Consider the following 23,330-nt stretch of genomic DNA (forward strand, 5'->3'; position numbering starts at 1 on the left):
AGTCTTGAAGCATACGATATGCATTTGTACGATATCTCGGCAGCATTAATCAATTGCAATGATTGGCGAGAATCTATGAACTTCACTCCTGCCCCCCTAAATCAAGCGAACGACGTCTACGGGCGCCGGATCTGTGCTGAATTTAGCGATGACCACTGGGCTGAATGCGAGGAAAGCGCTCGCTTCGCGGAGGAGTTTTATGCAGCAATGGACGCGGCGGGGTGGCTCGGTATTACCATGCTTGAGGAGTTGGGCGGGGCCGGACTGGGAGTCATAGAAGTTGCGATCATGATTCATGCGACGTTCAGTGGTGGTGGCTATTCGGCAGCCTCGGCCTTGCACGTCAAGCTGTTCGACTTTCGGTCTGTCGGCTCCGCAGGTTCGCGGTCGTCCATAAAATACAATGAATGGATCGGAGAGCGGGTAGGGCGGGACGACGTCTGGTTGACCCCTATGCCAGGCGGCACAGACCTGGCCGGGCCGTTCATACTTGATTCTTCGGTTGAGGATTTCGAGTACTTGGGTAACCCGTCTTACATGCCGCCGTCTGTCGCGCTCAAGCCAGATATCGAACTTGATCTGGCGCTGAGAGAGCGAATCAACGCGCGGATTCGCAGCCCGCTCACCACTCGCCATGTTCCAACCGACATCTTTGCGGTAGAGGCGGTTCCACGCACTTTAACCGGCAAGAAGCTGGCATTGCTCATCAACAAGCTTTTGCTCGGTCATGCGCTGGCAGCCGTTGTTAATCCCGACTCAATGGCCCAACCCGAGAGTCTGGGGTGGTACGAGACTTTTGCGCAGCAGCGGGCGCCAGCGCTCAGCAGTCAACTTTAACATCTGATGTTCCGGCGCTTGGCCTGGAGCAGGAGCGGTATATGAGTCGTGAAGTGGTGGTATTAAGTGCGGTGCGCACGGCAATAGGTACCTTTGGCGGAAGCCTGAGAGACGTTTCCTTGAGGACTTTGGCGACGACCGTTGTGCGTGAAGCGCTGCTGCGCTCTGAGGTCAATCCAGAGTTAATAGGTCATGTGGTCATGGGTAACGTCATACCCACAGGACCTGAAGATGCGTACTTGAGTCGGATTGCCGGCGTCGACGCCGATATTCCATTCCATGTGCCAGCGTTCAACGTCAATCGCCTCTGTGGATCGGGCTTGCAGGCCATTGTGTCTGCAGCACAATCAATTCTATTGGGCGATACCGATTTCGCTATCGCCGGTGGTGCCGAATCTATGAGCCAGGGGCCTTATATCCAGGCTTCAGCGCGTTGGGGCGCGCGGTTGGGGAATGTGCAGTCAATCGATTATACGCAGGGCATTTTGCATGACCCGTGGAAGCATAATCACATGGGCATGACGGCTGAAAATGTTGCGCAGCGCTTCGGGATTACTCGTGAAATGCAGGACTCTCTGGCCTTGGAAAGCCAACGTCGAGCTGCTCGTGCGATTGCTGAGGGTCGTTTCGATGGACAGATTGTGCCGGTCGAGATCAAGACGCGAAAAGGCATGTCGAGCTTCTGTGTAGACGAACACGTGCGCGCTGACGTGACGATGGAGCAACTGGCGCGTATGAAGCCAGCCTTTAAGCCCGAAGGGGTGGTCACTGCAGGCAATTCGTCCGGAATCAATGACGGCGCCTCAGCTCTGGTACTGGCGGAAGCTAATAGTGCCAAAGCTCTGGGCTTGAAACCGCTGGCGAGGTTGATAGGTTACGCCCATGCGGGGGTCGACCCGGACTATATGGGCATAGGCCCATTGGCCGCGACGCGGCTGTTGCTTCAACGAACACGTCTGAAAATCAGCGATCTGGATGTGATCGAGGCGAATGAAGCCTTTGCCGCGCAAGCATATGCGGTTATTCAGGAGTTGGGACTGGACCCGCAAAAGGTCAACCCCAACGGTTCCGGCATATCCCTGGGGCACCCGGTTGGCGCTACTGGCGCGCTCATTTCCACCAAAGCTATCCATGAGTTGCAGCGAACTGGTGGTCGTTACGCGCTGGTGACCCTGTGCATAGGTGGTGGGCAAGGAATTGCAGCTATTTTTGAGCGTCTTTAAAAGAAGAGACTTCAACTGTAAGCAGGTATGGCGACAAAAGACGAGGGGCATCTACCTTAGGTGGCCCAGTCCTCTGCCGTGCCCACCACACATCTTTTCCAATATTCCTCTCTCGCGACCATTCCTTTCAATAGAGGAGATTTGACGTGCACATTGGTGTTCCCCTCGAAACCCAACCGGGTGAAACACGGGTTGCTGCTACCCCGGAAACCATCAAGAAATTGATCGGCCAAGGCCATAAAGTCACCGTCCAAAGCGGCGCCGGTATCAAGGCCAGCGTTATCGACAGTGCCTATGAGGCGGTGGGTGCAACCATTGGCAGCGCCAGTGATGCATTCGGCGCCGAACTGATCCTCAAGGTGGTTGCCCCGAGCGACAGCGAGCTGACGCTGATCAAGAGCGGCACCGTGCTGGTGGGCATGCTCAATCCGTTCAACAACGAAACCATCGCCAAGCTGGCCGAACGCGGCATTACCGCTTTCGCCCTTGAGGCTGCGCCACGTACCTCCCGCGCCCAGAGCCTGGATGTACTGTCCTCTCAAGCGAACATTGCCGGTTACAACTCCGTGCTGCTGGCCGCTCACTACTATCCGCGCTTCATGCCGATGCTGATGACCGCCGCGGGTACCGTGAAAGCGGCGCGCGTGCTGATTCTCGGCGCCGGCGTGGCCGGGTTGCAGGCGATTGCCACGGCCAAGCGCCTGGGTGCAGTGATCGAGGCTTCGGACGTGCGTCCTGCGGTGAAGGAACAGATCGAATCCCTCGGCGCCAAATTCGTCGACGTGCCTTACGAGACCGACGAAGAGCGTGAATGCGCTGTCGGTGTCGGTGGCTACGCCCGGCCCATGCCTGCCAGTTGGATGCAGCGTCAGGCCCAGGCCGTGCACGAGCGCGCCAAGCAAGCTGACATTGTTATCACTACCGCATTGATTCCGGGCCGCAAGGCACCGACGCTGCTAAGTGCTGAAACCGTCGCGCAGATGAAACCCGGCTCTGTGGTCATCGACCTCGCAGCGGCCCAGGGTGGCAACTGCCCGTTGACCGTGGCTGATCAAGTGGTCGTCGAGAACGGCGTGACCATCGTCGGCCCGACCAACCTGGCAGGCGAAGTCGCGGCCGATGCTTCGGCGCTGTACGCCCGCAACCTGCTGGACTTCCTGAAGCTGGTCTTCACCAAGGAAGGTCAGTTCGACGTGAACCTGGAAGACGACATCGTCGCCGCGTGCCTGATGTGCCGCGACGGCCAAGTCATCCGCAAAAACGCCTAAGCAGGGATTCAGACAATGGAAGAGCTTATCTCCCCCGGTATCTACAACCTGATCATCTTCGTGCTGGCGATTTATGTCGGTTACCACGTGGTCTGGAACGTAACACCCGCACTGCACACGCCGTTGATGGCGGTGACCAACGCCATTTCGGCCATCGTGATCGTCGGCGCCATGCTCGCCGCCGCGCTGACCGTAACGCCTCTGGGCAAGACCATGGGCACCCTCGCCGTGGCCCTGGCCGCGGTGAACGTGTTCGGTGGCTTCCTGGTAACGCGCCGCATGCTTGAGATGTTCAAGAAAAAAGCCCCGAAAGCCGTAAAAGAAGAGGCGCCCAAGTAATGAGCATGAACCTGGTAACGACGCTCTACCTGATCGCGTCGATCTGCTTCATCCAGGCCCTCAAAGGCCTGTCGCACCCGACCACCTCCCGTCGCGGCAACCTGTTCGGCATGCTCGGCATGGCGCTGGCGGTGCTCACCACTGTGGGCCTCATCTATAAGCTGGGTGCTGAGCTGGCCACTGCTGGCATCGGCTACGTCATCGTCGGCCTGCTGGTCGGCGGTACCGCCGGCTCGATCATGGCCAAGCGCGTCGAGATGACCAAGATGCCGGAGCTGGTGGCATTCATGCACAGCATGATCGGCCTGGCGGCGGTGTTCATTGCCATCGCGGCGGTCGTCGAGCCGCAATCCCTGGGCATCGTCAAGCAACTGGGTGATTCGATTCCGGCCGGTAACCGCCTGGAACTGTTCCTCGGCGCAGCCATTGGTGCAATCACCTTCTCCGGTTCGGTGATCGCGTTCGGCAAGCTCTCGGGCAAGTACAAGTTCCGCCTGTTCCAGGGCGCACCGATACAGTTTGGCGGCCAGCACAAGCTCAACCTGATCCTGGGCCTGGCGACGCTGGGCCTGGGTCTGACCTTCATGTTCACTGGCAACCTCGGCGCGTTCGCCTTGATGCTGGCCCTGGCTTTTGTCCTGGGTGTGCTGATCATCATCCCGATCGGCGGCGCGGACATGCCAGTGGTGGTCTCGATGCTCAACAGTTATTCCGGTTGGGCCGCAGCGGGGATCGGCTTCTCGCTGAACAACTCGATGCTGATCATCGCCGGCTCCCTGGTGGGCTCCAGCGGCGCGATCCTGTCGTACATCATGTGCAAGGCGATGAACCGTTCCTTCTTTAATGTACTGCTCGGTGGTTTCGGCAATGCGCCGGATGCCGGTGCTGCAGCGGGTTCTAAAGAAGCACGCCCGGTGAAGTCCGGTTCGGCCGACGACGCCACCTTCCTGCTGACCAACGCCGACACCGTGATCATCGTTCCAGGCTACGGCCTGGCGGTGGCACGGGCACAGCATGCGCTGAAGGAACTGACCGAGAAGCTGACCCACCGTGGCGTGACCGTTAAATACGCGATCCACCCGGTGGCCGGTCGCATGCCCGGACACATGAACGTCCTGCTGGCCGAGGCCGAAGTGCCTTACGACCAGGTGTTCGAGATGGAGGACATCAACTCCGAGTTCGGCCAGGCCGATGTGGTGCTGGTGCTGGGCGCCAACGACGTGGTCAACCCGGCGGCGAAGAACGATCCGAAATCGCCGATTGCCGGCATGCCGATCCTCGAAGCGTTCAAGGCCAAGACCATCATCGTCAACAAGCGCTCGATGGCCAGCGGCTATGCGGGCCTGGACAACGAGCTGTTCTATCTCGACAAGACCATGATGGTGTTCGGTGACGCCAAGAAGGTTATTGAAGACATGGTCAAAGCGGTGGAGTAGGCCAAGTTTTTCATGTCGCACGAAGCTTTCCGCTAGGCAAGCGGTAAGTCTCCGTAAGTTTCGCGGATATGAGTTTGGGAGGCCTGAGGTCTCCCTAATGCTGTGTTGGCCGAAAACTAGTCCGCTGAGATCTCGCTGCGGTGTTATTCAGCGCAAATTCAGACGTCGTTGAAGAGTCCTGATAGAGGTTGTACTGCCATGGTCCGTCGTACCAAAGAAAATGCTCAGGAAACCCGTAGGCAGATACTCGAAGCGGCAGAGAAAGCCTTTTACGAAAAGGGCTTAGCACGTACGACGCTGGAGCGCATCGCGACTCTTGCAGGCGTCACTCGCGGAGCTATTTATTGGCATTTCAGCAACAAGGCGGATCTTGTGCAGGCGATGCTCAATACGCTGCATGAGCCGCTGGCGGAAGTAACCAAGACCAGTGAAAGCAAAGATGAAATGGATCCGATGGGCTGTCTGCGGAGGCTGCTGATTCATTTGTTTCACCAAGTTGGTACGAATCCAAAAACCCGACGCATCAACGAAATTTTTTTTCATAAATGCGAACTCATCGATGAAACGTTCCACTTGGCTCGGCAGCGCCAAGCGGCCAGCCTTGATTGCAAGGCACGAATAGTGCGGAGCTTGAATAATGCGAAGAGTCGGGGGCAGATGCCGGAAGATCTCGATACGGTCCGCGCAGCTATCAGCTTGCACGCTTACATCGACGGCATACTGTATAAGTGGCTATTGACGCCCGAAAGTTTTCAACTACACGCAGGAGCCGAGCGCTGGGTGGATGCGGGTCTGGATATGCTTCGCCTGAGTCCGAGCCTGCGTAAGTGAAGCCAAATCCGTAGTTAGTGGGCAGGGTAGTTGGACAAGGGCGTCAGGCACTGCTGGTGATCGCGAACGTGAAAAGACAGCACTTGATGCCGTGGCTGATGGTGACACTGGGCCCGGTTACCCTGGGTTGCAGGCATTCCTGGACGATCTAGGCTTTGAACAGTTTGGGATAAGAGCTTCGTTGGCGGACGGAGATCCTGGTGATTAAGTCAGCTTGGCTTGAGCGTCCTGGGAAAAGATCGGCACTGTATCGGCCACGTCGGCGCTAAGATCGACATTGCCGACGTTGAGCGCCTCCAACAGGGGCAAGCCGCTGGGAAACTCTTGCCAGCTGGGTCGCGGTATCGCCATAGGTGGCAAACGAGTCCTTTGGCGCTTGCGGGTCGTGCAGGGGCGTCGAGCAAGCCGCTGACGAATAACAGGTCTGTCTGGGCCGGCACTGACACCATCGGTATACCTATGAATCTCTGGTTTCGTCTTCTGCTTCTGCTGTTCCGTAGACCCTGGCGTAAACGGGTCGACGGGCTGGCGGACGACCGTCATCCGCATGCGAGTTTGGCCACTTGATCTCGACTTCAACCGACACGTCACTAACGGTCGGTACTTCACCTTGGCTGATGTAGGGCGCATGGACTATGTCCTGCGTAGCGGCTCATTTCGGATCGCGCTGCGTAATAGAGCGTTTCCTATTGTCGGAGATACGTGGGGTAAGTTTCGACCTTGTCGCGGGCAACCGCGATATGCAAATGTGATCTGCGCCTGGAGTACAAACGCGCATCATGGTTCGAGGTGCGGCCTCATCAGGTCCTCGAACCACTCGATGAATGCCCCTAGCCGACGCGTTCTCTGGCGCCGGTGCGGATACAGCAAGGAAACGGGCATGGCGGCGGCACGAAACGCGGGCATGACCTCGACCAACTCCCCGCTGTCTAACAGGTGCTTTACGTCGAAGCGGGGTATCTGGATCAGGCCGAGCCCGGAACGGCAACAGGCAATGTAGCTCTCGGCATTGTTGACGACGACCCGGCTAGGTACGTTACTGGTCTGCTCCTGCCCATCGGCAGGAGGGTGTTCCCAGGGTAACTGCCGCCCCGTGGTGGGAGAGGCGTAGCCAACTGCCCAGTGCCCGGAGGCAAGGTCCCTCGGCTGCTCCGGCACGCCGTATTCATGCAGGTAGGCTTTGCTGGCGCAGTTGATCAAGGCGATAGCCCCTAGCGGCCGCACCGCCAGGCTGCAGTCCTGCAGGGTCCCCACACGTACCGCGCAGTCGACGCCTTCCTGCACCAGGTCGATGGCGCGATCGGCAGAGCCGAGTGCCAACTGCAGCCGAGGATAGCGGCGCAGCAGACCCGGCAACGCCGGCGCGATTAGGCGTCGCGCAATGCGGCTGGGCGCATCGATCCTGAGCTGGCCAGCCACTTGCCGCTGGCTGCTCTGGAACAATTGCTCGACATCCTCGGCGTCCGCCAGCAATGGACGCAAGCGCTCGAGCAACTGTGTGCCATCAGCTGTCAGATGGACCTGGCGCGTCGTGCGGTTCAGCAGGCGGGCGCCGATCTTTTCCTCCAGTTGCTGGATCGCGGCAGAAACGGTGGCGCGAGGCAATTCCAGCGCATGGGCGGCTTTGATGAAACTGCCCATTTCGGCTACGCGCACGAAGACGCGGTACTGATCGAGTTTGTCCATGTCTGCATTCAACCTTGGGAGCGGTGCCAATCCCGGACGCGGAATCGGCATCCGTGGGACGGTAGGATGATCACCCCGCGAACCCTCCCTGATCCAGAAAGATTTGCTCCGCCATCGTGGTCTGGCGCAACAGTAGCGGATTGCGGTGCGGAAAACGGCCGAAACGGCGGATGATGTCGCGATGGCCTTCGGCATGGGAGCGGCCGGTTGGCCCCAGCCGGGTGTTGAGTGCCACGGACACGTCCTGGTCGGCGATGTCTTCCGAATGCGCGAAGGGCAGGCAGAAGAACAAACGCAGTTCCGGATCAACGGCGTCCATATGCCGTTGCGAATGCGCGATGCGTGCGAAGTGCCGCGCCAGTGGGTCGGTCGCGTACATGTGGCCAGTGCCGCGGAAAGCATTTCGCGGGAATTGGTCGAGTAGGATCATCAGCGCCAGCGCAGCTTCCGGTTCACCGATCCAGTGGTCGACCTCGCGTCGGGCCGCCGCCAGGTGCAGGTCCAGAAAGCGTTCGCGAAAGTGCTGATCCAAGGCCGGGTCCTTGTCAAACCACCGCTCTGCGCCGACTTCCCGCCAGAATTGGACCACGTCGGTCGCGCGTTCGCCGGTCTTCAGCGGCATCGCCGGGTGTCGAGAAGGGACTATCGCCATCGCATCAGCCCTTCGGTTGCGCATTGCCCTGAATCAGGGATTTGCCGGCATAGATGCCGCCCGATACCTCCATGGCGAGGCGCTCGGCGTCCGTGCGGCGCACCTGGGCCGCGAGTGCTTCGGACGCCTCGGGCGTCGCGCCGAGCGCCATTGAGGCTTCGCGGCCAAAAGCCATGGCCGATTCGAAGGTGACGCGGACCTGGTAGTCCACATCGGCCTTGATCAGTTCGATGGCGTGTTCGCGGTCGTGCGCGCGCGCAAGCACCCGAGCATGGGGGAACGCCGCCTTGGCCTGTTCGACGATCCGCGTGGCGGCCCGCGCATCGTCCACGCACACCAGGATGGCCCGGGCATGGTGCGCGCCGGCGGCATGCAATACATCGGCGCGCGTGCCGTCGCCGTAGTACACCTTGAAGCCGAAGTCACTGGCGTCCCGCGCCACCTGGGGGTCATGGTCGATGATGGAAATGTCGGCCCCCAGCGCCAACACATGCTGGCTCGCGATCTGACCGAAGCGACCGAAACCGACGATGAGCACGCTGCCGGCCAGTGCGTCGGGCGCCTGCGCGACTTCCATGGAAACCCCTGTCCTCGGCCCCCATCGCCGGTGTGCGATCACCGCCATCGGGGTCAGCGCCATGGACAGCACGATAATGGCCGTCATGTTGGCGTTGACTGTCGGATCGATCACGCGGTTGGCCAGCGCGGCAGCGAAGAGCACAAACGCGAACTCGCCGCCCTGGGCCATCAGCACGGCGCGATCCAGGGCGTCGGCGTGGGAACTTTTCGCCAGCCGTGCCACGCCGTAGATGCACGTGCTCTTGATCACCATCATCGCGAGCACGCCAGCCACGATGATGGGCCAGTTACGCCCCACCGCGGCCAGGTCCAGTGACATGCCCACGCCAAGGAAGAACAGGCCCAGCAGCAAGCCGCGGAAGGGTTCGATGTCGGCCTCGAGTTGGTGGCGAAACGTCGATTCGGACAGCAGCACGCCAGCCAGAAAGGCCCCCATGGCCATGGACAGGCCACCCAGTTGCATGAGCAGTGCCGCGCCCAGCACCACGAGCAGGGCGGCTGCGGTCATCACCTCGCGGGCTTTGGCGTTGGCCAGGATGCGAAATAACGGGTTGAGCAGCCAGATGCCTGCCCCAACCAGTGCCGCCAGCGCGCCGGCCGCGACGGCGATGCCAATCCAGCGTGATCCGGCCGCCGGCGCGGATGGATCAATGGGGGCGATGAACGCCACCAGCGCCAATAGCGGCACGATCAGCAGGTCCTCGAACAGCAGGATGGCCACTATTTTCTGGCCACGCGGGGCCGCGATGTCGCCGCGTTCGCCCAGCAGTTGCATGACGATCGCGGTGGAGGTGAGCACAAAGCCCATGCCGCTGACGAAGGATACCGCCAGCGAGAAACCGAAAGCCACGCCCACTCCGGTCAGCAGCAGGCCGCAGACCAGGATCTGCAAACTGCCCAGGCCGAAGATGTCGCGCCGCATGCTCCACAGATGGGAGGGCCGCATCTCTAGGCCGATGACGAAAAGGAACATCACGACCCCGAGTTCGGCGGTGTGCAGGATGGTTTGCGGATCGCTGAAAAGCCCCAGTCCGAACGGACCGATCGCCAGACCCGCTGTCAGATAGCCCAACACCGAGCCCAGGCCCAGGCGCTTGAACAGCGGCACGGCCACCACCGCCGCACCTAGCAAGGTTACGACCTTGGTCAGGTCACCCGCACTGCCTTCGATCGACATGTTAGGTTCCTCAAAGTCAGCTGCGTGCCAACTGCCAGGCCGCAATAGCGGCCGCGATGACAGGCAGTGCAAAGACCAGCAGCAGGATTGGAAACTCCTCGCGCGCGCTGTAGCCCGCATGGCTGACGCCCACCCACATGTTCACACCCGCCACCAGCAGCACACCGGCACGAATACCTTTGCCGCCAGCACCATGCCTAAGGTGCTCGCGCCCCAGAGCCAGCCGAACAGGACGAAGACGCCCAAAAGAACCAACCCACCGCCTATTACCATCAGCACATGCATTTCGATTTTCCTCGTCCGTTGATGGGCTTCAATCCGGGCGTCTTCTCCCTCAACCCGTCAATCGATCGGCGAAATAATTCCGCCATTGATGAAGCTGGTGGTGCCCGTCATCCAGCGAGCTTCCGGTGAGACGAGGAATAGGCCGAGTGCCTTACTTGGTGGTGTAGCCGCCATTGATGAGAATCGTCTGGCCGGTGATCCACCAACCGTCGCTCACCAGGTGGCGAATGAAGGGCACCACATCCTCAATGTCGGTCAGGCCGGTTTTGCTGGACGACGAGAGCGCGGCAGCCGTCTTGTGGTACGCCACGGCATCGGCGCCTTCGGCCGGGTAGAAGAACGGCGTGTCCATCGGGCCGGGGCCGACCGCAGTCACTGAGATGCCCCGCGCACCCAACTCCTTGGACGCTGCGCGGGTGTAGTGCTCGACCGGTGCCTTGGTACCGGCATAAGCGGCGTAGAACGGAGTGAACGCGCCTAGCAGCGAGGTGACCACGGTGCAGATCTTGCCGTTGTCGTTCAGGTTCTTGCCGGCTTCCTTGAGGAAGAAGAAGGCGGTCTTGGAATTGACCGCCGTCATCTCGTCGTATTCGGCCTCAGTTATCTCGGCCATGGGTTTCTTGAGCACCTTGCCGACGGTGTTGATAGCGATGTCCGGCTTGCCTACAGCGCTGATGGCATCGGCAAATAGCTTCTCGACGGCACCCGATGTGGTGAGATCAGCCTGCAACGCGACGGCTTGCGCACCGCTGGCCTGAATGGCCGCGACGGTCGCATCGGCATCGGCCTGGGAGGAAGCGCTGTTGTAATGGATGGCGATGGCCTTGGCGCCTTGCGCGGCCAGGTCGCGAGCGATGAGGCCGCCAAGGTTCTTGGCTCCGCCTGCGATCAGTACTACCTTGCCCTTGATGGAATGGTCTGCCATGGGAAATCTCCTGCACGGGTGGAAGGAGTTTCAGCATAGGCGCCCATATGCGTTGGATAAATCAGGCTTGGCTGGATGGATTATCCATAGAATCCGCCTAATCGTACGGTTGCTCAAACATTGCCGTCGAGGGCCGCGCCATCTGGTGTCCGTTGTGGCCAGTGCATTCTCAATCTGATTGATTTGGCGAAGTGGACCAGAGTTTTAACTTGAGCTCAGCGACGTGTGCAACCGTGGTGGTTTCCTCGCGTCCGGGTGGTGGACACCAATGGCTGGAAGATCCAACATCTGAGGCGGCCAGGTCTGCGTATATGGCGAGTTCACGGTCGCACCACGTGCTCATCTGGGCGGTGAAAAGGCTCAAACCTGTGCAAGCAGAAGTGCTCACTGCGCTGGGCTTTGAATTCGCCTAAACAATATTCGGGGAAAAATGTGGTACTCGCAGTTTGACAAGTGCTGCAAGACGTTGGCCTAAGGTTTCATTTATAGCTGCAGATATTCTGGTGGGTCTTGGAGGCGTTGCCCTGCGGTTGCGGCTTTGAGTTTACTGATGAGGTAGGGAGGCTTCTGAATGTTCTGGCTGGGGCCATTCGAGTACAAATCAAAAAAAGAGCTTTTGGATAGGCTCTAGGATTATCTACAAAAAGCACCAGCAGGCGTGATCACCAATAAGCTTGCAGTCAAAAAACTACACCTGTTGCTTGCGATGCATCCGGACGCGGACAGAAAAATTGGCGTCGGAATTGACCACTTCAGGATCGAGAGAAATGCATTGGGGGCGGGGAAGGGGATCTGGCTCGTCCGCGTGGATGGCAGTGAAGATACCTTTTCCTACAAACGGTGTATCACAGGCGTCGTTCAATCTCCCCATGGCAAGGTATGCGAAGCATTGAGGTTTGCAGTGCGCCCGCAATTGGTCGCGTTTCGCGATGCGCTTGGTCTGCCTGTAACGTGTGCGGCGAGCGGAGTGATCATCACGCAGCGAAAAGATTTGCACATCGATCACAAGGAGCCGTTTTGGATGCTGCTAGAGCGATTTTGCCAAGATCGTAAGGTCGACCTAACTAAGCTTGAAACGTTTGGAAACGGAGAAAAACTGGCGTTGGTTGATCAAAATATCTCGTCTGCCTTTGTGCAGTACCATCGTCTTTATGCGGAACTTCAGCCTTTGCTGAAAGCTACCAACGTCGCGAAAGGAGGGCGCCATGCCGGTAGGATTTATGGCGGGGGAGAAGAAATCGATTTACGGTGAAGGTTGGAGGATGGGGTTGCACTTCTTTCGGCGGTATGTGGCTCCGAGCCAATCCAGCGAAACAGGGCCGTTGGCTGAATGACTGCTCCCCCGATTGGCTGTCAATAGATCTCGACAGCTTGGCTTGGAATTACGACCGCTCTTGCTCTTGATACAGCTTTAAAACAAGTCCAGAATCAAGTCCATTCCTGCTTCAGGAATAACAGAAACCCTATAGACTTCAATGAGTCGGACGCCGGATAAGAGTCTCGTTTCCCGCTCCAAATATTGCGCTACAGAGTTCCACTGAATTCTGTAAGTGATTGAAATCAGGGCCTTTAGGCCCTTTTTTTCGTTCCGGCGGGAACCACTGAAATCCAGTACTATCCGGTGCGTTTAAGTCCAGGATTAAGTCCAGAATCCGGACATGCCCTGAATCGGTTTGTTGCTGGAGCAGTTTGCGCAGCGAGATGAGTATCTGGCCCTGACTCTGTTCAGGAGCTCGCGATGGCACTCTCAGAAATGACAGTTCGGCATGCCCGAATCACCGGTAATGGCTACACCCTCGGTGACAGTGATGGTCTCACTCTCAATGTTACGGCCAGAGGCGGCAAAGTCTGGCTCTTCCGTTACTACTGGGCAGGCAAGCAGAAGCGCATGTCCTTGGGTTGTTACCCACAAATCTCCCTCAAAGAAGCCCGTGCCCGACGTGACGAGGCGCGAGCCTTGGTCGCCCAAGGCATCAATCCCTATGAGCACCGTAAGCAACAGCGCCGTGCTGTTCGTTTTGCGGCAGAGCATACCTTCGAGGCCGTGTTCAATCAGTGGGTGGAGTTCCGCATGCTGAGCCTGAAGGAGGGGCGCCAGAGCACACTCTCGCAGATATTGAGAATCTTCAAAAAAGACCTCCTGCCAACGCTCGGCAGGCGGTCCATCTACGGCATCAATCGCCACGACCTGATGCACCTCCTGAGCGGAATCGAACAACGCAAGGCGTTAACGACAGCGGAAAAATGTCGGACCTGGTTCAAGCAATTGTCCGCTATGCCCTGGTGAAGGTGGAGGGGCTTGACCAGAATCCTGCGTCGGACCTTGATGTGGTAGCGCTTCCGAAACCCCCTGTCGCACATAATCCCTTTCTTCGTATGGACGAGCTGCCTACATTGCTGGCCGCGCTTCGAGATTACGGTGGTGCGAACCAAACACGCCTAGGTCTTCGCTTGTTGCTGCTAACGGGGGTGCGTACCGGCGAGTTGCGCTTGTCGACGCCCGACCAGTTTGATCTAAAGCAGCGGTTGTGGATCATCCCGCCGGAAGTGGTGAAACAGCTTCAGATGGGGATGCGCAGGGCGGGGAAGCAGACCTCAAACATACCGCCTTACATCGTGCCATTGTCGGTCCAGGCGCTTGAAATCGTGCGCGAGATGCTGAGTCAAGTTGTCCCCGCGCAGTGTTATTTGTTAGCGCACCGGAGAGACCTAAGCAAGCGCATTAGCGAGAACACCTTGAATGGGGCGTTGCGTCGAATGGGGTATGCCGATCAACTCACCGGGCATGGGATGAGGGCCACGATTTCGACGGCGCTTAACGAGATTGGCTACCCCAAGGTATGGGTTGATGCGCAGCTTTCTCATGCCGATTCAGGCAAGGTGAGTGCGGCCTACAACCACGCGGAATACGTCGAGCAACGTCGGACCATGATGCAGGATTGGGCGAATAGATTGGACCTTTGGGGGCAGGGTAAGCCGAAAGCAGCAAGCTCTCCGCTGACTATTCGTTTGGAGGGCGCAGCCTCGCTGCCCTTACTGGAAAACTCTAAGGGAAATGGTTCATGGTCAACGATCATTTTGTGCCAAATCAAGCTTTTCAAGTATGCCCAGCTTGGGGAGTTGGAACGACCGCAGTTTCGTATGCCTTTCGCTCCGTACAGTGGTTACGCCACGCTTATTTTCTTTGGTTTGGTGCTGGTACTGATTGCGATGGATTATCCCGTTGGGACGTATTCAATTGCTTCGCTGCCCATCTACGCCGCGGTGCTGGTAGTCGGTTGGTACATGGTACGTGGCCGTGTGCGTGGGATTGAATCAGGGGCACTGGTATTCGATGAGAACCAGGATTTGGTCCCTGTTGATCAGGCTCTCCGCCACTCAGGTACTCCACTTCAAAATTGAACAAGCACAACGACAATGCCCTTTGGAGGAATAGACCCATGCGTCCTGACAAGAAAAATCTGACCACGCTATCTGCAGCCACACTGGCTGTTCATGGGGGTAACGTAATCGACGCGACGACCGGCGCGGTGCGTACGCCATTAGTCATGGCCAACTCCTATCTACTGCCGGAGGATCCTTCGACAATGGATTGGTCCAGCCCAGATGGCCTTGTGTATACCCGTAACCAAGGGCACAACCAAGTGTGCCTGGAGAAAAAGCTCGCAGCACTTGAGGGGACTGAGTCTAGTGTTGTGTTTGCAACCGGCGTAGCTGCGTTGCATGCAGTGTTTTTTACATTTTTGAAAAGTGGTGACCATGTCCTTGTGAGTGATGTCACCTATGAAGCCGTATGGCGGTTGTTCGCCGAGCTTCTGCCTGAGCGCTATGGTATTGAAGCAACGTTTGTAGATATGGGCGATCTGGACGCTGTCCGGCAGGCATTCAGGCCCAATACAAAGCTGCTTCACACTGAAACGATCGCGAATCCTACGACCAAGGTCGCGGACATTGCTGCCTTGGCCGAGATTGCGCACGCTCAGGGCGCGTTGATCTCTGTAGATGCGACGTTTACACCGCCACCTTTTTTCCGTGCCAGTGAGCATGGTGTAGACCTGGTTGTTCATTCGTTGACCAAATACATTAACGGTCATGGTGACTCGATGGGCGGTGTGGTCTTGGGTTCTACCAAGATGATGAATCACATCAAGCACGATGCACTGGTTGACCTTGGGGCAACCATCTCGCCGTTCAATGCCTGGTTAATCATGCGGGGCTCAGTCACCCTGCCTTTGCGTTTGAAGCAGCACCTGAGCAATGCGGAAAAACTGGCTGTGTATCTCGAGTCAGATGACCGTATTGCCTATGTTTATTACCCCGGGCTTGCCTCTCATCCGCAGCATGAATTAGCTCAGCGGCAATTTGCCGGTCGTGGTTTTGGGGCAATGATGGCCTTCGCAGTGAAAGGTGATCCAGACACCCAAAATCGCTTTGTTTCTAACTTGCGCATTATTACGTCTGCCGTTTCACTGGGCCATGATGAGACGCTCATTGTTCATGTAGGCGCTGAGGGCCGTGGCGGCTTTGACAAGTATCCCAAGGAATTTCAGGAGTACGGCCACTTGCGTTTATCGGTGGGGCTTGAGGACGCAGATGATCTGATTAAAGATATTTGCCTTGCCTTGGATGAAACGTTCAAATGACCTGGCAAATTTGATTATTGGTTTTTGTCTTACAGTATCACGCACAGGGTTTGGTCAACCCGTCTTTACCCCCGTACATGCGGGGGTCTTTTTAATTTTAGATAAGTTTTCGCATGTGTTGCCGAATCTTGCCTGAAACGAGAAAGGTGATTTTTAGTTAACGGGGCTTAGGGGGATTAATTGTGGCTTGGATAAGCTTGATTGTTGCTGGGCTGCTCGAAGTGGTTTGGGCGTTTTCAATGAAACAATCTGAGGGCTTTACACGCGTAGTACCCACCATTGTGACTTTGGTTATGGTGGTAGCCAGCTTTGCGCTGCTCTCCTTCTCGATGAAAAGTCTTCCGCTAGGCACCGCTTATACGATCTGGACGGGTATCGGGGCGGTTGGCGCTTTTTTAGTTGGCATTGCTTTTCTCGGAGAGCCAGCCAGTATTCTGCGAGTGGCTGCCGCGATTTTAATTGTTTCCGGTTTGGTGATGATGAAAGTGGCTTCGACATAAATTTTCGAGCATTTTGCTCATGAAATTGATCAGTTTGCCATATTCTCTGAAGTGGCATTGCCAATGTAGTGTTGGTAATAAGGCGATCGCCTCATAATAATAACTTACGGAGCTATGTGTTCAGCTATAGAATTTTTACTGCCCTTGAATCCAATTACAATACCTAGGGATGTACATATGAACTCGCTAAGAAAAATGTGTTTTATCGCGCTCTTTCCACTGTGTTTGAATGTGGCGTGGGCCAAAGATTACACAATCCTGCGCTTTGGCGTGGATGCTAACTACGCGCCCTTCGAGTCGAAAGCGGCTGATGGCAGCCTCAAGGGGTTTGACATTGATTTGGGTAATTCGATTTGCGCCAAACTTCAAGTTAAATGCATCTGGGTCGAGAGCGATTTTGACGGTCTGATCCCAGGCCTCAGAGCTGGTAAGTTCGATGGTATTCTCTCATCCATGACAGTGACGCCAACGCGCGCAAAAGCCATCGACTTTTCAAATGAATTGTTTTCTGGGTTCACGGCCTACGTGTTCAAAAAAGGTTCGGGCCTCAACGCAGACGTAGCGTCACTCAAGGGTAAAACGGTCGGCTACTTCCAGGGCAGCATCCAGGAAGCCTATGCAAAAGCTGTTCTGGATAAAGCAGGCGTTAAAATTCAGTCCTATCAGAACCAGGACCAAGTGTATTACGACCTCGTAGCGGGGCGGCTGGATGGATCCCTGCAGGACGCATTACAGGCCCAGTTAGGTTTTCTCAACTCGCCGCAGGGTGCCGATTACGAAATCAGCCCGTCCGTCGAGAGCCCTTATCTTCCCTCCAAAACCGCCATCGGCGTTGCCAAGGGCAACGTGGAACTCAAGGCATTGCTCGATAAAGCGATCCAGGCCCTGCACGAAGATGGCACCTACGATTCGATCCAGAAGCAGCACTTCGGCGATCTGAATCTTTACAGCGGCAAATAACCACCCGGCGCTCACCCCCTGGATGGGCGCTTTTCGCTATAGGTTGCTGATCATGTTCGACACACTATTAGGCGTGCTGGGGCTCTCTGCATTCAGCCTGAAGGGGTTTGGCCCTTTACTGCTCGAAGGCGCCTGGATGACCGTCAAGCTGTCCCTTTCTTCCCTGGCGCTGAGTGTGCTGCTGGGGCTGATCGGGGCCAGCGCCAAACTGTCCAGCCTCAAGCTACTACGTCTGCCAGCGCAGCTCTACACCACACTGATCCGGGGGGTGCCGGATCTGGTACTGATGTTATTGATTTTCTACAGCCTGCAAACCTGGCTGACCCTGATTACAGTGGCTCTGGGGTGGGAATACATAGAGATCAACCCCTTTGTCGCGGGGGTTATCACCCTTGGCTTCATCTACGGTGCTTATTTCACCGAGACCTTCCGCGGCGCGATGCTGGCAGTCCCTCGCGGCCAGGTCGAAGCGGCCACGGCTTATGGGTTAAGCCGTACTCAGCGTTTTCGCTTCGTGATGTTCCCGCAAATGATGCGGTTCGCTTTGCCTGGGCTTGGCAACAACTGGATGGTCATTCTCAAGGCCACTGCACTGGTCTCGATCATTGGCTTGGCTGACCTGGTAAAAGCCGCCCAGGATGCGGGGAAAAGCACCTACCAGTTGTTCTTTTTCCTGGTGCTCGCTGCCTTGACGTACCTGGTCATCACCAGCCTCTCCAATGTTGTACTGCGCTACCTGGAAAGGCACTACGCAGCAGGTTCAAGGGAGGCGGTGCGATGATTGAACTTCTACAGGAGTACTGGAGGCCTTTCTTCTACAGCGATGGTCAGCAAATAACCGGGCTGGCCATGACCTTGTGGCTGCTCAGTGCCTCACTGTTCATCGGCTTTATTGTGTCGATTCCGCTGTCCATCGCTCGAGTGTCGCCCAGGTTTTATGTGCGCTGGCCGGTGCAGTTCTACACCTATCTGTTCCGGGGGACGCCGCTCTACATTCAGTTGTTGATCTGCTACACGGGGATCTACAGCCTGGCTGCCATACGAACACAACCTGTGCTTGATGCGTTTTTTCGCGATGCGATGAATTGCACCATTCTTGCTTTTGCCCTGAATACTTGCGCCTACACCACGGAGATATTTGCAGGGGCAATTCGCAACATTGCCCATGGCGAGGTTGAGGCTGCGAAAGCTTATGGCCTCTCAGGTTGGAAGCTCTATGCGTTTGTGATCATGCCATCAGCCTTGCGTCGCTCGCTGCCGTATTACAGCAACGAAGTCATCCTGATGCTGCACTCGACCACGGTGGCATTCACCGCAACGGTGCCGGACATTCTTAAAGTCGCCCGCGACGCGAACTCCGCGACCTTCTTGACCTTTCAATCGTTTGGGATTGCGGCATTGATTTACCTGGCGGTGACCTTTGCCCTGGTCGGCCTGTTTCGAATCGCCGAGCGTCACTGGTTGGCTTTTCTTGGTCCGACTCACTGAGCCCAGTAGCTGACACTGCTGCTCCAATCCGCGTTAGAGGATGACTGCAAACATGTACAAATTGACTGTTGAAGGGCTACACAAAAGTTACGGTAGCCATGAAGTGCTCAAGGGCGTATCCCTGCATGCCAAAACAGGCGACGTGATCAGCCTGATCGGCGCCAGTGGCTCTGGAAAGAGTACGTTCCTGCGCTGCATTAATTTTCTCGAAACACCCAACGACGGTGCCATGAGTCTGGATGGCAAACCGATCTGCATGGTCAAAAACCATTTGGGGCTGCGCGTGGCGGATGACCGTGAATTGCAACGATTGCGCACCCGCCTGGCCATGGTGTTCCAGCACTTCAACCTGTGGGGCCACCTGACCGTGTTGGACAACATCACCATTGCTCCTCGGCGGGTGCTGGGTGTGAGCAAAAAAGATGCGGAAGATCGTGCCCGGCGATACTTGGAAAAGGTGGGACTGCCTGCCCGTGTTGCCGATCAATTCCCAGCGTTTCTGTCCGGGGGGCAACAGCAACGGGTGGCCATTGCTCGCGCACTTGCGATGGAGCCTGAAGTCATGCTGTTCGACGAGCCTACGTCTGCGCTGGACCCTGAAGTGGTGGGCGAAGTGTTGAAAGTCATCCAAGGGCTCGCAGAAGAAGGGCGGACCATGATCATGGTGACCCATGAAATGGGATTTGCCCGCAAGGTTTCGAACCAACTGCTGTTTCTTCATCAGGGGCTTGTCGAAGAGCAAGGCGGGCCGGAGATCCTGGATAACCCGCGCAGTGAGCGTCTGCAACAATTTTTGTCTAATGGGCTGAAGTGAAAAACCTTCTGTATGAAAACTGCAAGTGAAACCCAGATGGCTGTTGCAACGTTGGGGCGTATCGACGAGGCGATCGTTGATGTGCTGCGCCATAACGGGCGTATCACTTATAAAAAACTCGCCTCATTGGTGAACCTGAGTGAGAGCCCTTGCCAGCAACGTGTACGTAAGCTGGAAAGGCTAGGGGTCATCCGTGGCTATGGGGCCTTCATCGACGAGCACAAGCTCTCACCTGGTTTATCTCTGCTGGTGCTGGTTGGATTGGCTGATGGCAAGGGGCTCTGCGGGCAAAAGGCGTTTGAAGCCGTAGCCGTTGCTTGCCCGCAAGTCATTGAGTGCCAGCTCATCAGTGGTGCGCTTGATTACTGTCTACGCATGCGTTGCCGGGATATGGGGCATTTCCGCTCGCTCACTGAACGTTGGTTGGAAAGTGCTGAGCTGTATATCGAGAAACTGGCGGCCTATCCAGAGTTGGCCGTCATCAAGCCTTCATCGACGCACCTTGGTATCGAATAACAATTACAACACTCCAAGCCTATGGATAAACCATGATGATTGCCAATCAGAAGTTCAGTCATAAAGTACTGCTTTCTGCCTCCCTATGATTGGGCAGAGCTCGCAGCACTTAACGTTGAAGAAATTTTATATTCTCGCACTTTGCAGGCGAGCCTCCCTTCTCTGAAACGGGTGAAGTCCATGATCGTTCGACCCATGCTGCCTGGTATCCGTGCCATTGAAGCTGAAATGATTGAGTTGCGCCGCCATCTTCATGCTTATCCGGAGCTCAGCCTTAAGGAGTTCAAAACCTCAGATCTGGTTGCTGCCAAGCTCCAGTCGTGGGGATTTGAGGTGCATCGTGGTTTTGGGGGGACCGGTGTCGTAGGGCGTTTGCAGCATGGTTGTGGACGTAAGATCATTGGTATTCGGGCAGATATGGATGCGTTGCCGATTCTGGAGCAGACTGGATTGCCGTATGCGAGCCAGCATCCAGGTGCCATGCATGCCTGTGGTCATGACGGCCATACTGCAATGCTGCTGGCTGCCGCGAAGCACCTAGCCAACAGCCGGCAGTTCGACGGTACGCTGGTGGTCATCTTTCAGCCTGCCGAAGAAAGCGATGGGGGCGCGCAGAAAATGCTGGATGATGGTCTCCTGGAGCGATTTCCCTGTAATGCGTTGTTCGGCATGCACAACATGCCTGGGTTGCCAGTAGGGAAGTTGGGTTTTCGGGCCGGGCCGTTCATGGCCTCTACTGATACTGTTGAAATTCGAATTGATGGTATGGGTGGGCATGGAGGAATGCCACATAAAGCCATTGACCCCATACTTACTGGAGGGGCAATTGTCATGGCGCTGCAAAGTATTGTGTCGCGCAATACGGATCCTCTGGAGATGGCGGTTATCACTGTGGGTTCCTTTCATTCTGGTGAAGCGCCCAACGTTATTCCGGGGCATGCGGTACTCCAACTATGCGTTCGCGCTTTGAAGCCTAACGTTCGAGCTGACCTTCTCAAGCGGATTGTTCAGGTTGCCCAAGCTCAGGCGCTTAGCTTCGGCGCCAGTGTCAGTGTGGAGGTTGATAGGGGAGAATCATTGCCGCCCCTGATAAATGATCCTCAGCTTACTGCGTTTGCCCGTCAGGTCGCTGTAGATTGGTTGGGAGAAGAAGGGGTGATTCAAGACATGGCACCCATCGCTGCCAGTGAAGATTTTGCAGTGATGCTTGAGCATTGTCCTGGCAGCTATCTCTTTATCGGTAATGGTGATGGGGAGGGGGGGTGCATGGTGCATAACGCAGGCTACGACTTCAACGATGACTGCCTGGGGACTGGGGCTAGTTACTGGGTTCGGTTAGTTGAACAGTTTCTGGTTTGAGTCGGTCGAGACCAGGTGCAGTACCTAACCGATCCAGCACCATTTTTTCTTTACCCTGCTCCATCGTATTCTGCCAGCGTGCTGATGGAGAGGGTCCTATGCAAACTCCTGCAGATGGCTCGCGCCCATGTGGATCAGTCTGGACTGATCCCAAAAGTGCGTGCATGGCTATTCCAGAGTATTGCCGTTATTGCCATCGTAGCAATCGGCTTGTTTCTGTTCGACAGTACCCAGACCAACCTCCAGAAGTGTGGGCTTTACCCCGGGCTTCAGCTTCCTTGATTGCAGTGCAGGTTTCGGCATCGCTCAACACCTGATCGACTACACCGAAGCGGACACCTATCCACTCGATAGCTGTCCCATCATGCTGTGTGCTTCCCCATCTGGCCGTTGCGAAGATTTTGCGGCAGGCCAGACGGGGAAGCTTTTTTAACGGTAGTGGCGGGTCATCGATTCCAGAGCGATAGGCGCTGCCCGGCACAGAAGCATTTCCGCAACGAGCGTTTGCTCAAGTTTGAAACGAATAGTCATGCAGTACGACCACCGAGTACCTCAGCCACCCAGTCGGCGATGTACTGGCCGGCATTGATACTGTTGTCGAAGCTCGAATGCTGCACGCCGCCCTCACGTTCGGTGAAGATTTTCAGTTCGCGTTTGGGGCTGTTGACCAACTGTTCGTAAGTGCGGTGGGCCCACTTCAATGGAATCTGCGAATCCTTTTCTCCGTGGGTGACCAGGAAGGGCACCTTGATGCGGTCCAGGATGCCGTCCAGATGAACGTTCTCGGCGATGGTCATGAACTCGTCCGTGTCCTTGGCACCCCAGACCCAAGACACATGCGACCAATAATGCGGCACCGGGAAGCTGCCTTCCTTTTCCATTCGACGTTTCTGCACATCACGCCAATCATGGTTGGCCCCCCATACGACGCCGCACGCGAAGCGCGGCTCGAAGGCTACCGCGCGCGGGCAGTAGTAGCCTCCAAGCGACACACCTTCCAGGCCGATGCGTTTGGCGTCGACATCGTCGCGGGTTTCCAGCCAATCCACCACGCGGCTGGCCCAATGCTCACTGTCGAAACGCGCAGTCAGATTATGTAGCCGGAGCGCTTCGCCCGTCCCGGGTTGGTCGATGATCAACGATGACACGCCACGTTTGGCCAGCCAGGCGGGCAGGCCGACGCGGTATTTCATTTCTTTGGTGGAATCCAGTCCATTGACCTGCACCAGGATCGGCGCTGGGCCGCTGACGCCTTCGGCACGGACCAGCAGACCGGAAAGGTGTTTGCCTTCGTAAGGGATTTCAACGCGCTCGCAATTTTCCCGTGCCAGTTCGATACTCCGTTGGAAGGTGTGCAGAAAGCGCTGGTACAGCTCCGTGCGGCCCGGTGCACCGTGGGCCTGCAGGCGTTCGCAGCTCAGGTAATAGGTCGCGGCGCGGTTGTATTTTTCACCGGCAGACAACAGTCGACCCTTGCCTTCGTCTTCTTCCGCCAGGCCGCACAGCTTGTCGGCCATGTTCGCCCAGGTTTCACGGAAGGCTTTGCTGCCGGCGGCATCCGGCTGTTTGGCGGCTTCTTGCAGCGGCGCGCACATTTCCTCGATTTCGCCGATGCGGGCGCCCATTTCAATGGCCAGGTCGACGGAAAGATTCCACACGTAGTTGGTCGGGAAGTAGCGAAACATGATTGTTATTGTCCTTGTGCAGCAAAGGCAGGCGGCCAAATCCGGAGCGGGGTACGCCAGACCTGACGGTTCGAAGCAGGCTAAGGGGAGGCCCATTGTTTGGCCAATCGCGAGTCAGGATGGGAGG

22 protein-coding genes and 5 pseudogenes are annotated in these 23,330 nt (G+C 56.8%); 18 read left to right on the forward strand and 9 right to left on the reverse strand.

Annotation, left to right across the window (positions count from 1 at the left end):
• Positions 1-75: 75 nt before the first annotated feature.
• The 6 genes from BLW22_RS35125 to BLW22_RS08825 all read left to right on the forward strand — a co-directional run bounded on the left by BLW22_RS35125 (position 76) and on the right by BLW22_RS08825 (position 5,934).
• Positions 76-837, forward strand: a complete 762-nt coding sequence (locus tag BLW22_RS35125; protein ID WP_218023878.1) for an acyl-CoA dehydrogenase family protein — start codon at positions 76-78, stop codon at positions 835-837.
• Between the two features lie 41 nt (positions 838-878).
• Positions 879-2,060: an acetyl-CoA C-acyltransferase family protein gene (locus BLW22_RS08805; protein ID WP_074845641.1), complete on the forward strand. Its 1,182-nt coding sequence runs from the start codon at positions 879-881 to the stop codon at positions 2,058-2,060.
• A gap of 146 nt (positions 2,061-2,206) precedes the next feature.
• On the forward strand, positions 2,207-3,328 hold the full coding sequence (locus BLW22_RS08810; protein WP_074845645.1) for a Re/Si-specific NAD(P)(+) transhydrogenase subunit alpha: 1,122 nt from the start codon (positions 2,207-2,209) through the stop codon (positions 3,326-3,328).
• Positions 3,329-3,343: 15 nt separating this feature from the next.
• Positions 3,344-3,667: an NAD(P) transhydrogenase subunit alpha part 2 gene (locus BLW22_RS08815; RefSeq protein WP_003187010.1), complete on the forward strand. Its 324-nt coding sequence runs from the start codon at positions 3,344-3,346 to the stop codon at positions 3,665-3,667.
• A complete protein-coding gene (locus BLW22_RS08820; protein WP_074845648.1) occupies positions 3,667-5,103 on the forward strand; it encodes an NAD(P)(+) transhydrogenase (Re/Si-specific) subunit beta in 1,437 nt (478 codons plus the stop codon). The genes BLW22_RS08815 and BLW22_RS08820 overlap by 1 nt, the downstream gene beginning before the upstream one ends.
• Before the next feature lie 198 nt (positions 5,104-5,301).
• Positions 5,302-5,934 carry a TetR family transcriptional regulator gene (locus tag BLW22_RS08825; protein WP_074845651.1) on the forward strand — a complete coding sequence of 211 codons (633 nt, stop codon included), beginning with the start codon at positions 5,302-5,304 and terminating at the stop codon, positions 5,932-5,934.
• A gap of 207 nt (positions 5,935-6,141) precedes the next feature.
• Here the strand turns inward: BLW22_RS08825 and BLW22_RS34405 are convergent.
• A pseudogene (locus tag BLW22_RS34405) lies at positions 6,142-6,273 on the reverse strand (ABC transporter substrate-binding protein); the annotation flags it as partial.
• Positions 6,233-6,380, reverse strand: a pseudogene (locus BLW22_RS36145) (RidA family protein); the annotation flags it as partial. The pseudogenes BLW22_RS36145 and BLW22_RS34405, both read right to left, overlap by 41 nt.
• 13 nt (positions 6,381-6,393) lie before the next feature.
• Here BLW22_RS36145 and BLW22_RS08830 point away from each other — a divergent pair.
• Positions 6,394-6,652, forward strand: a pseudogene (locus BLW22_RS08830) (hotdog family protein); the annotation flags it as partial.
• Positions 6,653-6,711: 59 nt separating this feature from the next.
• On the opposite strand, the gene BLW22_RS08835 reads toward BLW22_RS08830, so the two are convergent.
• The 6 genes from BLW22_RS08835 to BLW22_RS08855 form a co-directional block, all read right to left on the reverse strand.
• A complete protein-coding gene (locus BLW22_RS08835) occupies positions 6,712-7,620 on the reverse strand; it encodes a LysR family transcriptional regulator (protein WP_074845655.1) in 909 nt (302 codons plus the stop codon).
• A gap of 70 nt (positions 7,621-7,690) precedes the next feature.
• Positions 7,691-8,242 (reverse strand): DUF924 family protein, encoded by a 552-nt coding sequence (locus BLW22_RS08840; protein WP_074845658.1) that lies wholly within the window; start codon positions 8,240-8,242, stop codon positions 7,691-7,693.
• A 34-nt stretch (positions 8,243-8,276) separates the two neighbouring features.
• Complete coding sequence (locus tag BLW22_RS08845; RefSeq protein ID WP_074845661.1) at positions 8,277-10,028, reverse strand: monovalent cation:proton antiporter-2 (CPA2) family protein; 1,752 nt, start codon at positions 10,026-10,028, stop codon at positions 8,277-8,279.
• Positions 10,029-10,044: 16 nt separating this feature from the next.
• Positions 10,045-10,191 carry a hypothetical protein gene (locus tag BLW22_RS35260; RefSeq protein WP_235865572.1) on the reverse strand — a complete coding sequence of 49 codons (147 nt, stop codon included), beginning with the start codon at positions 10,189-10,191 and terminating at the stop codon, positions 10,045-10,047.
• A complete protein-coding gene (locus BLW22_RS35265; protein WP_235865573.1) occupies positions 10,170-10,313 on the reverse strand; it encodes a hypothetical protein in 144 nt (47 codons plus the stop codon). Before BLW22_RS35265 ends, BLW22_RS35260 begins: the two co-directional genes overlap by 22 nt.
• A gap of 151 nt (positions 10,314-10,464) precedes the next feature.
• Positions 10,465-11,238, reverse strand: a complete 774-nt coding sequence (locus BLW22_RS08855) for an SDR family oxidoreductase (RefSeq protein ID WP_074845664.1) — start codon at positions 11,236-11,238, stop codon at positions 10,465-10,467.
• Between the two features lie 658 nt (positions 11,239-11,896).
• On the opposite strand from BLW22_RS08855, the gene BLW22_RS08860 reads away from it, so the two are divergent.
• The 11 genes and pseudogenes from BLW22_RS08860 to BLW22_RS34965 all read left to right on the forward strand — a co-directional run.
• Positions 11,897-12,490, forward strand: coding sequence for a DCL family protein (locus BLW22_RS08860; RefSeq protein WP_170252186.1), 594 nt, complete (start codon positions 11,897-11,899; stop codon positions 12,488-12,490).
• A 486-nt stretch (positions 12,491-12,976) separates the two neighbouring features.
• Positions 12,977-14,271, forward strand: a pseudogene (locus tag BLW22_RS08865) (tyrosine-type recombinase/integrase); the annotation flags it as partial.
• Positions 14,272-14,678: 407 nt separating this feature from the next.
• On the forward strand, positions 14,679-15,881 hold the full coding sequence (locus tag BLW22_RS08870) for a trans-sulfuration enzyme family protein (RefSeq protein ID WP_065947825.1): 1,203 nt from the start codon (positions 14,679-14,681) through the stop codon (positions 15,879-15,881).
• A 182-nt stretch (positions 15,882-16,063) separates the two neighbouring features.
• Entirely contained in the window at positions 16,064-16,381 is a 318-nt protein-coding gene (locus BLW22_RS08875; RefSeq protein ID WP_065926037.1) for a DMT family transporter, read from the forward strand.
• Between the two features lie 195 nt (positions 16,382-16,576).
• Positions 16,577-17,341: a transporter substrate-binding domain-containing protein gene (locus tag BLW22_RS08880; protein WP_235865577.1), complete on the forward strand. Its 765-nt coding sequence runs from the start codon at positions 16,577-16,579 to the stop codon at positions 17,339-17,341.
• Positions 17,342-17,393: 52 nt separating this feature from the next.
• Entirely contained in the window at positions 17,394-18,122 is a 729-nt protein-coding gene (locus BLW22_RS08885) for an ABC transporter permease (protein ID WP_065926136.1), read from the forward strand.
• Complete coding sequence (locus tag BLW22_RS08890) at positions 18,119-18,829, forward strand: ABC transporter permease (RefSeq protein ID WP_065926039.1); 711 nt, start codon at positions 18,119-18,121, stop codon at positions 18,827-18,829. Before BLW22_RS08885 ends, BLW22_RS08890 begins: the two co-directional genes overlap by 4 nt.
• Positions 18,830-18,881: 52 nt before the next feature.
• Entirely contained in the window at positions 18,882-19,643 is a 762-nt protein-coding gene (locus tag BLW22_RS08895) for an ABC transporter ATP-binding protein (protein ID WP_065926040.1), read from the forward strand.
• A gap of 12 nt (positions 19,644-19,655) precedes the next feature.
• A complete protein-coding gene (locus tag BLW22_RS08900) occupies positions 19,656-20,159 on the forward strand; it encodes an Lrp/AsnC family transcriptional regulator (protein WP_065926041.1) in 504 nt (167 codons plus the stop codon).
• A 180-nt stretch (positions 20,160-20,339) separates the two neighbouring features.
• Positions 20,340-21,518, forward strand: coding sequence for a M20 aminoacylase family protein (locus BLW22_RS08905; RefSeq protein ID WP_065926042.1), 1,179 nt, complete (start codon positions 20,340-20,342; stop codon positions 21,516-21,518).
• A 98-nt stretch (positions 21,519-21,616) separates the two neighbouring features.
• Positions 21,617-21,861, forward strand: a pseudogene (locus BLW22_RS34965) (amino acid ABC transporter permease); the annotation flags it as partial.
• A gap of 184 nt (positions 21,862-22,045) precedes the next feature.
• Here the strand turns inward: BLW22_RS34965 and BLW22_RS08915 are convergent.
• Positions 22,046-23,203 (reverse strand): alpha/beta hydrolase family protein, encoded by a 1,158-nt coding sequence (locus tag BLW22_RS08915; RefSeq protein WP_065926043.1) that lies wholly within the window; start codon positions 23,201-23,203, stop codon positions 22,046-22,048.
• Positions 23,204-23,330 lie beyond the last annotated feature (127 nt).

The sequence above is a fragment of the Pseudomonas marginalis genome, from assembly GCF_900105325.1.
Lineage (GTDB): Bacteria > Pseudomonadota > Gammaproteobacteria > Pseudomonadales > Pseudomonadaceae > Aquipseudomonas > Aquipseudomonas marginalis.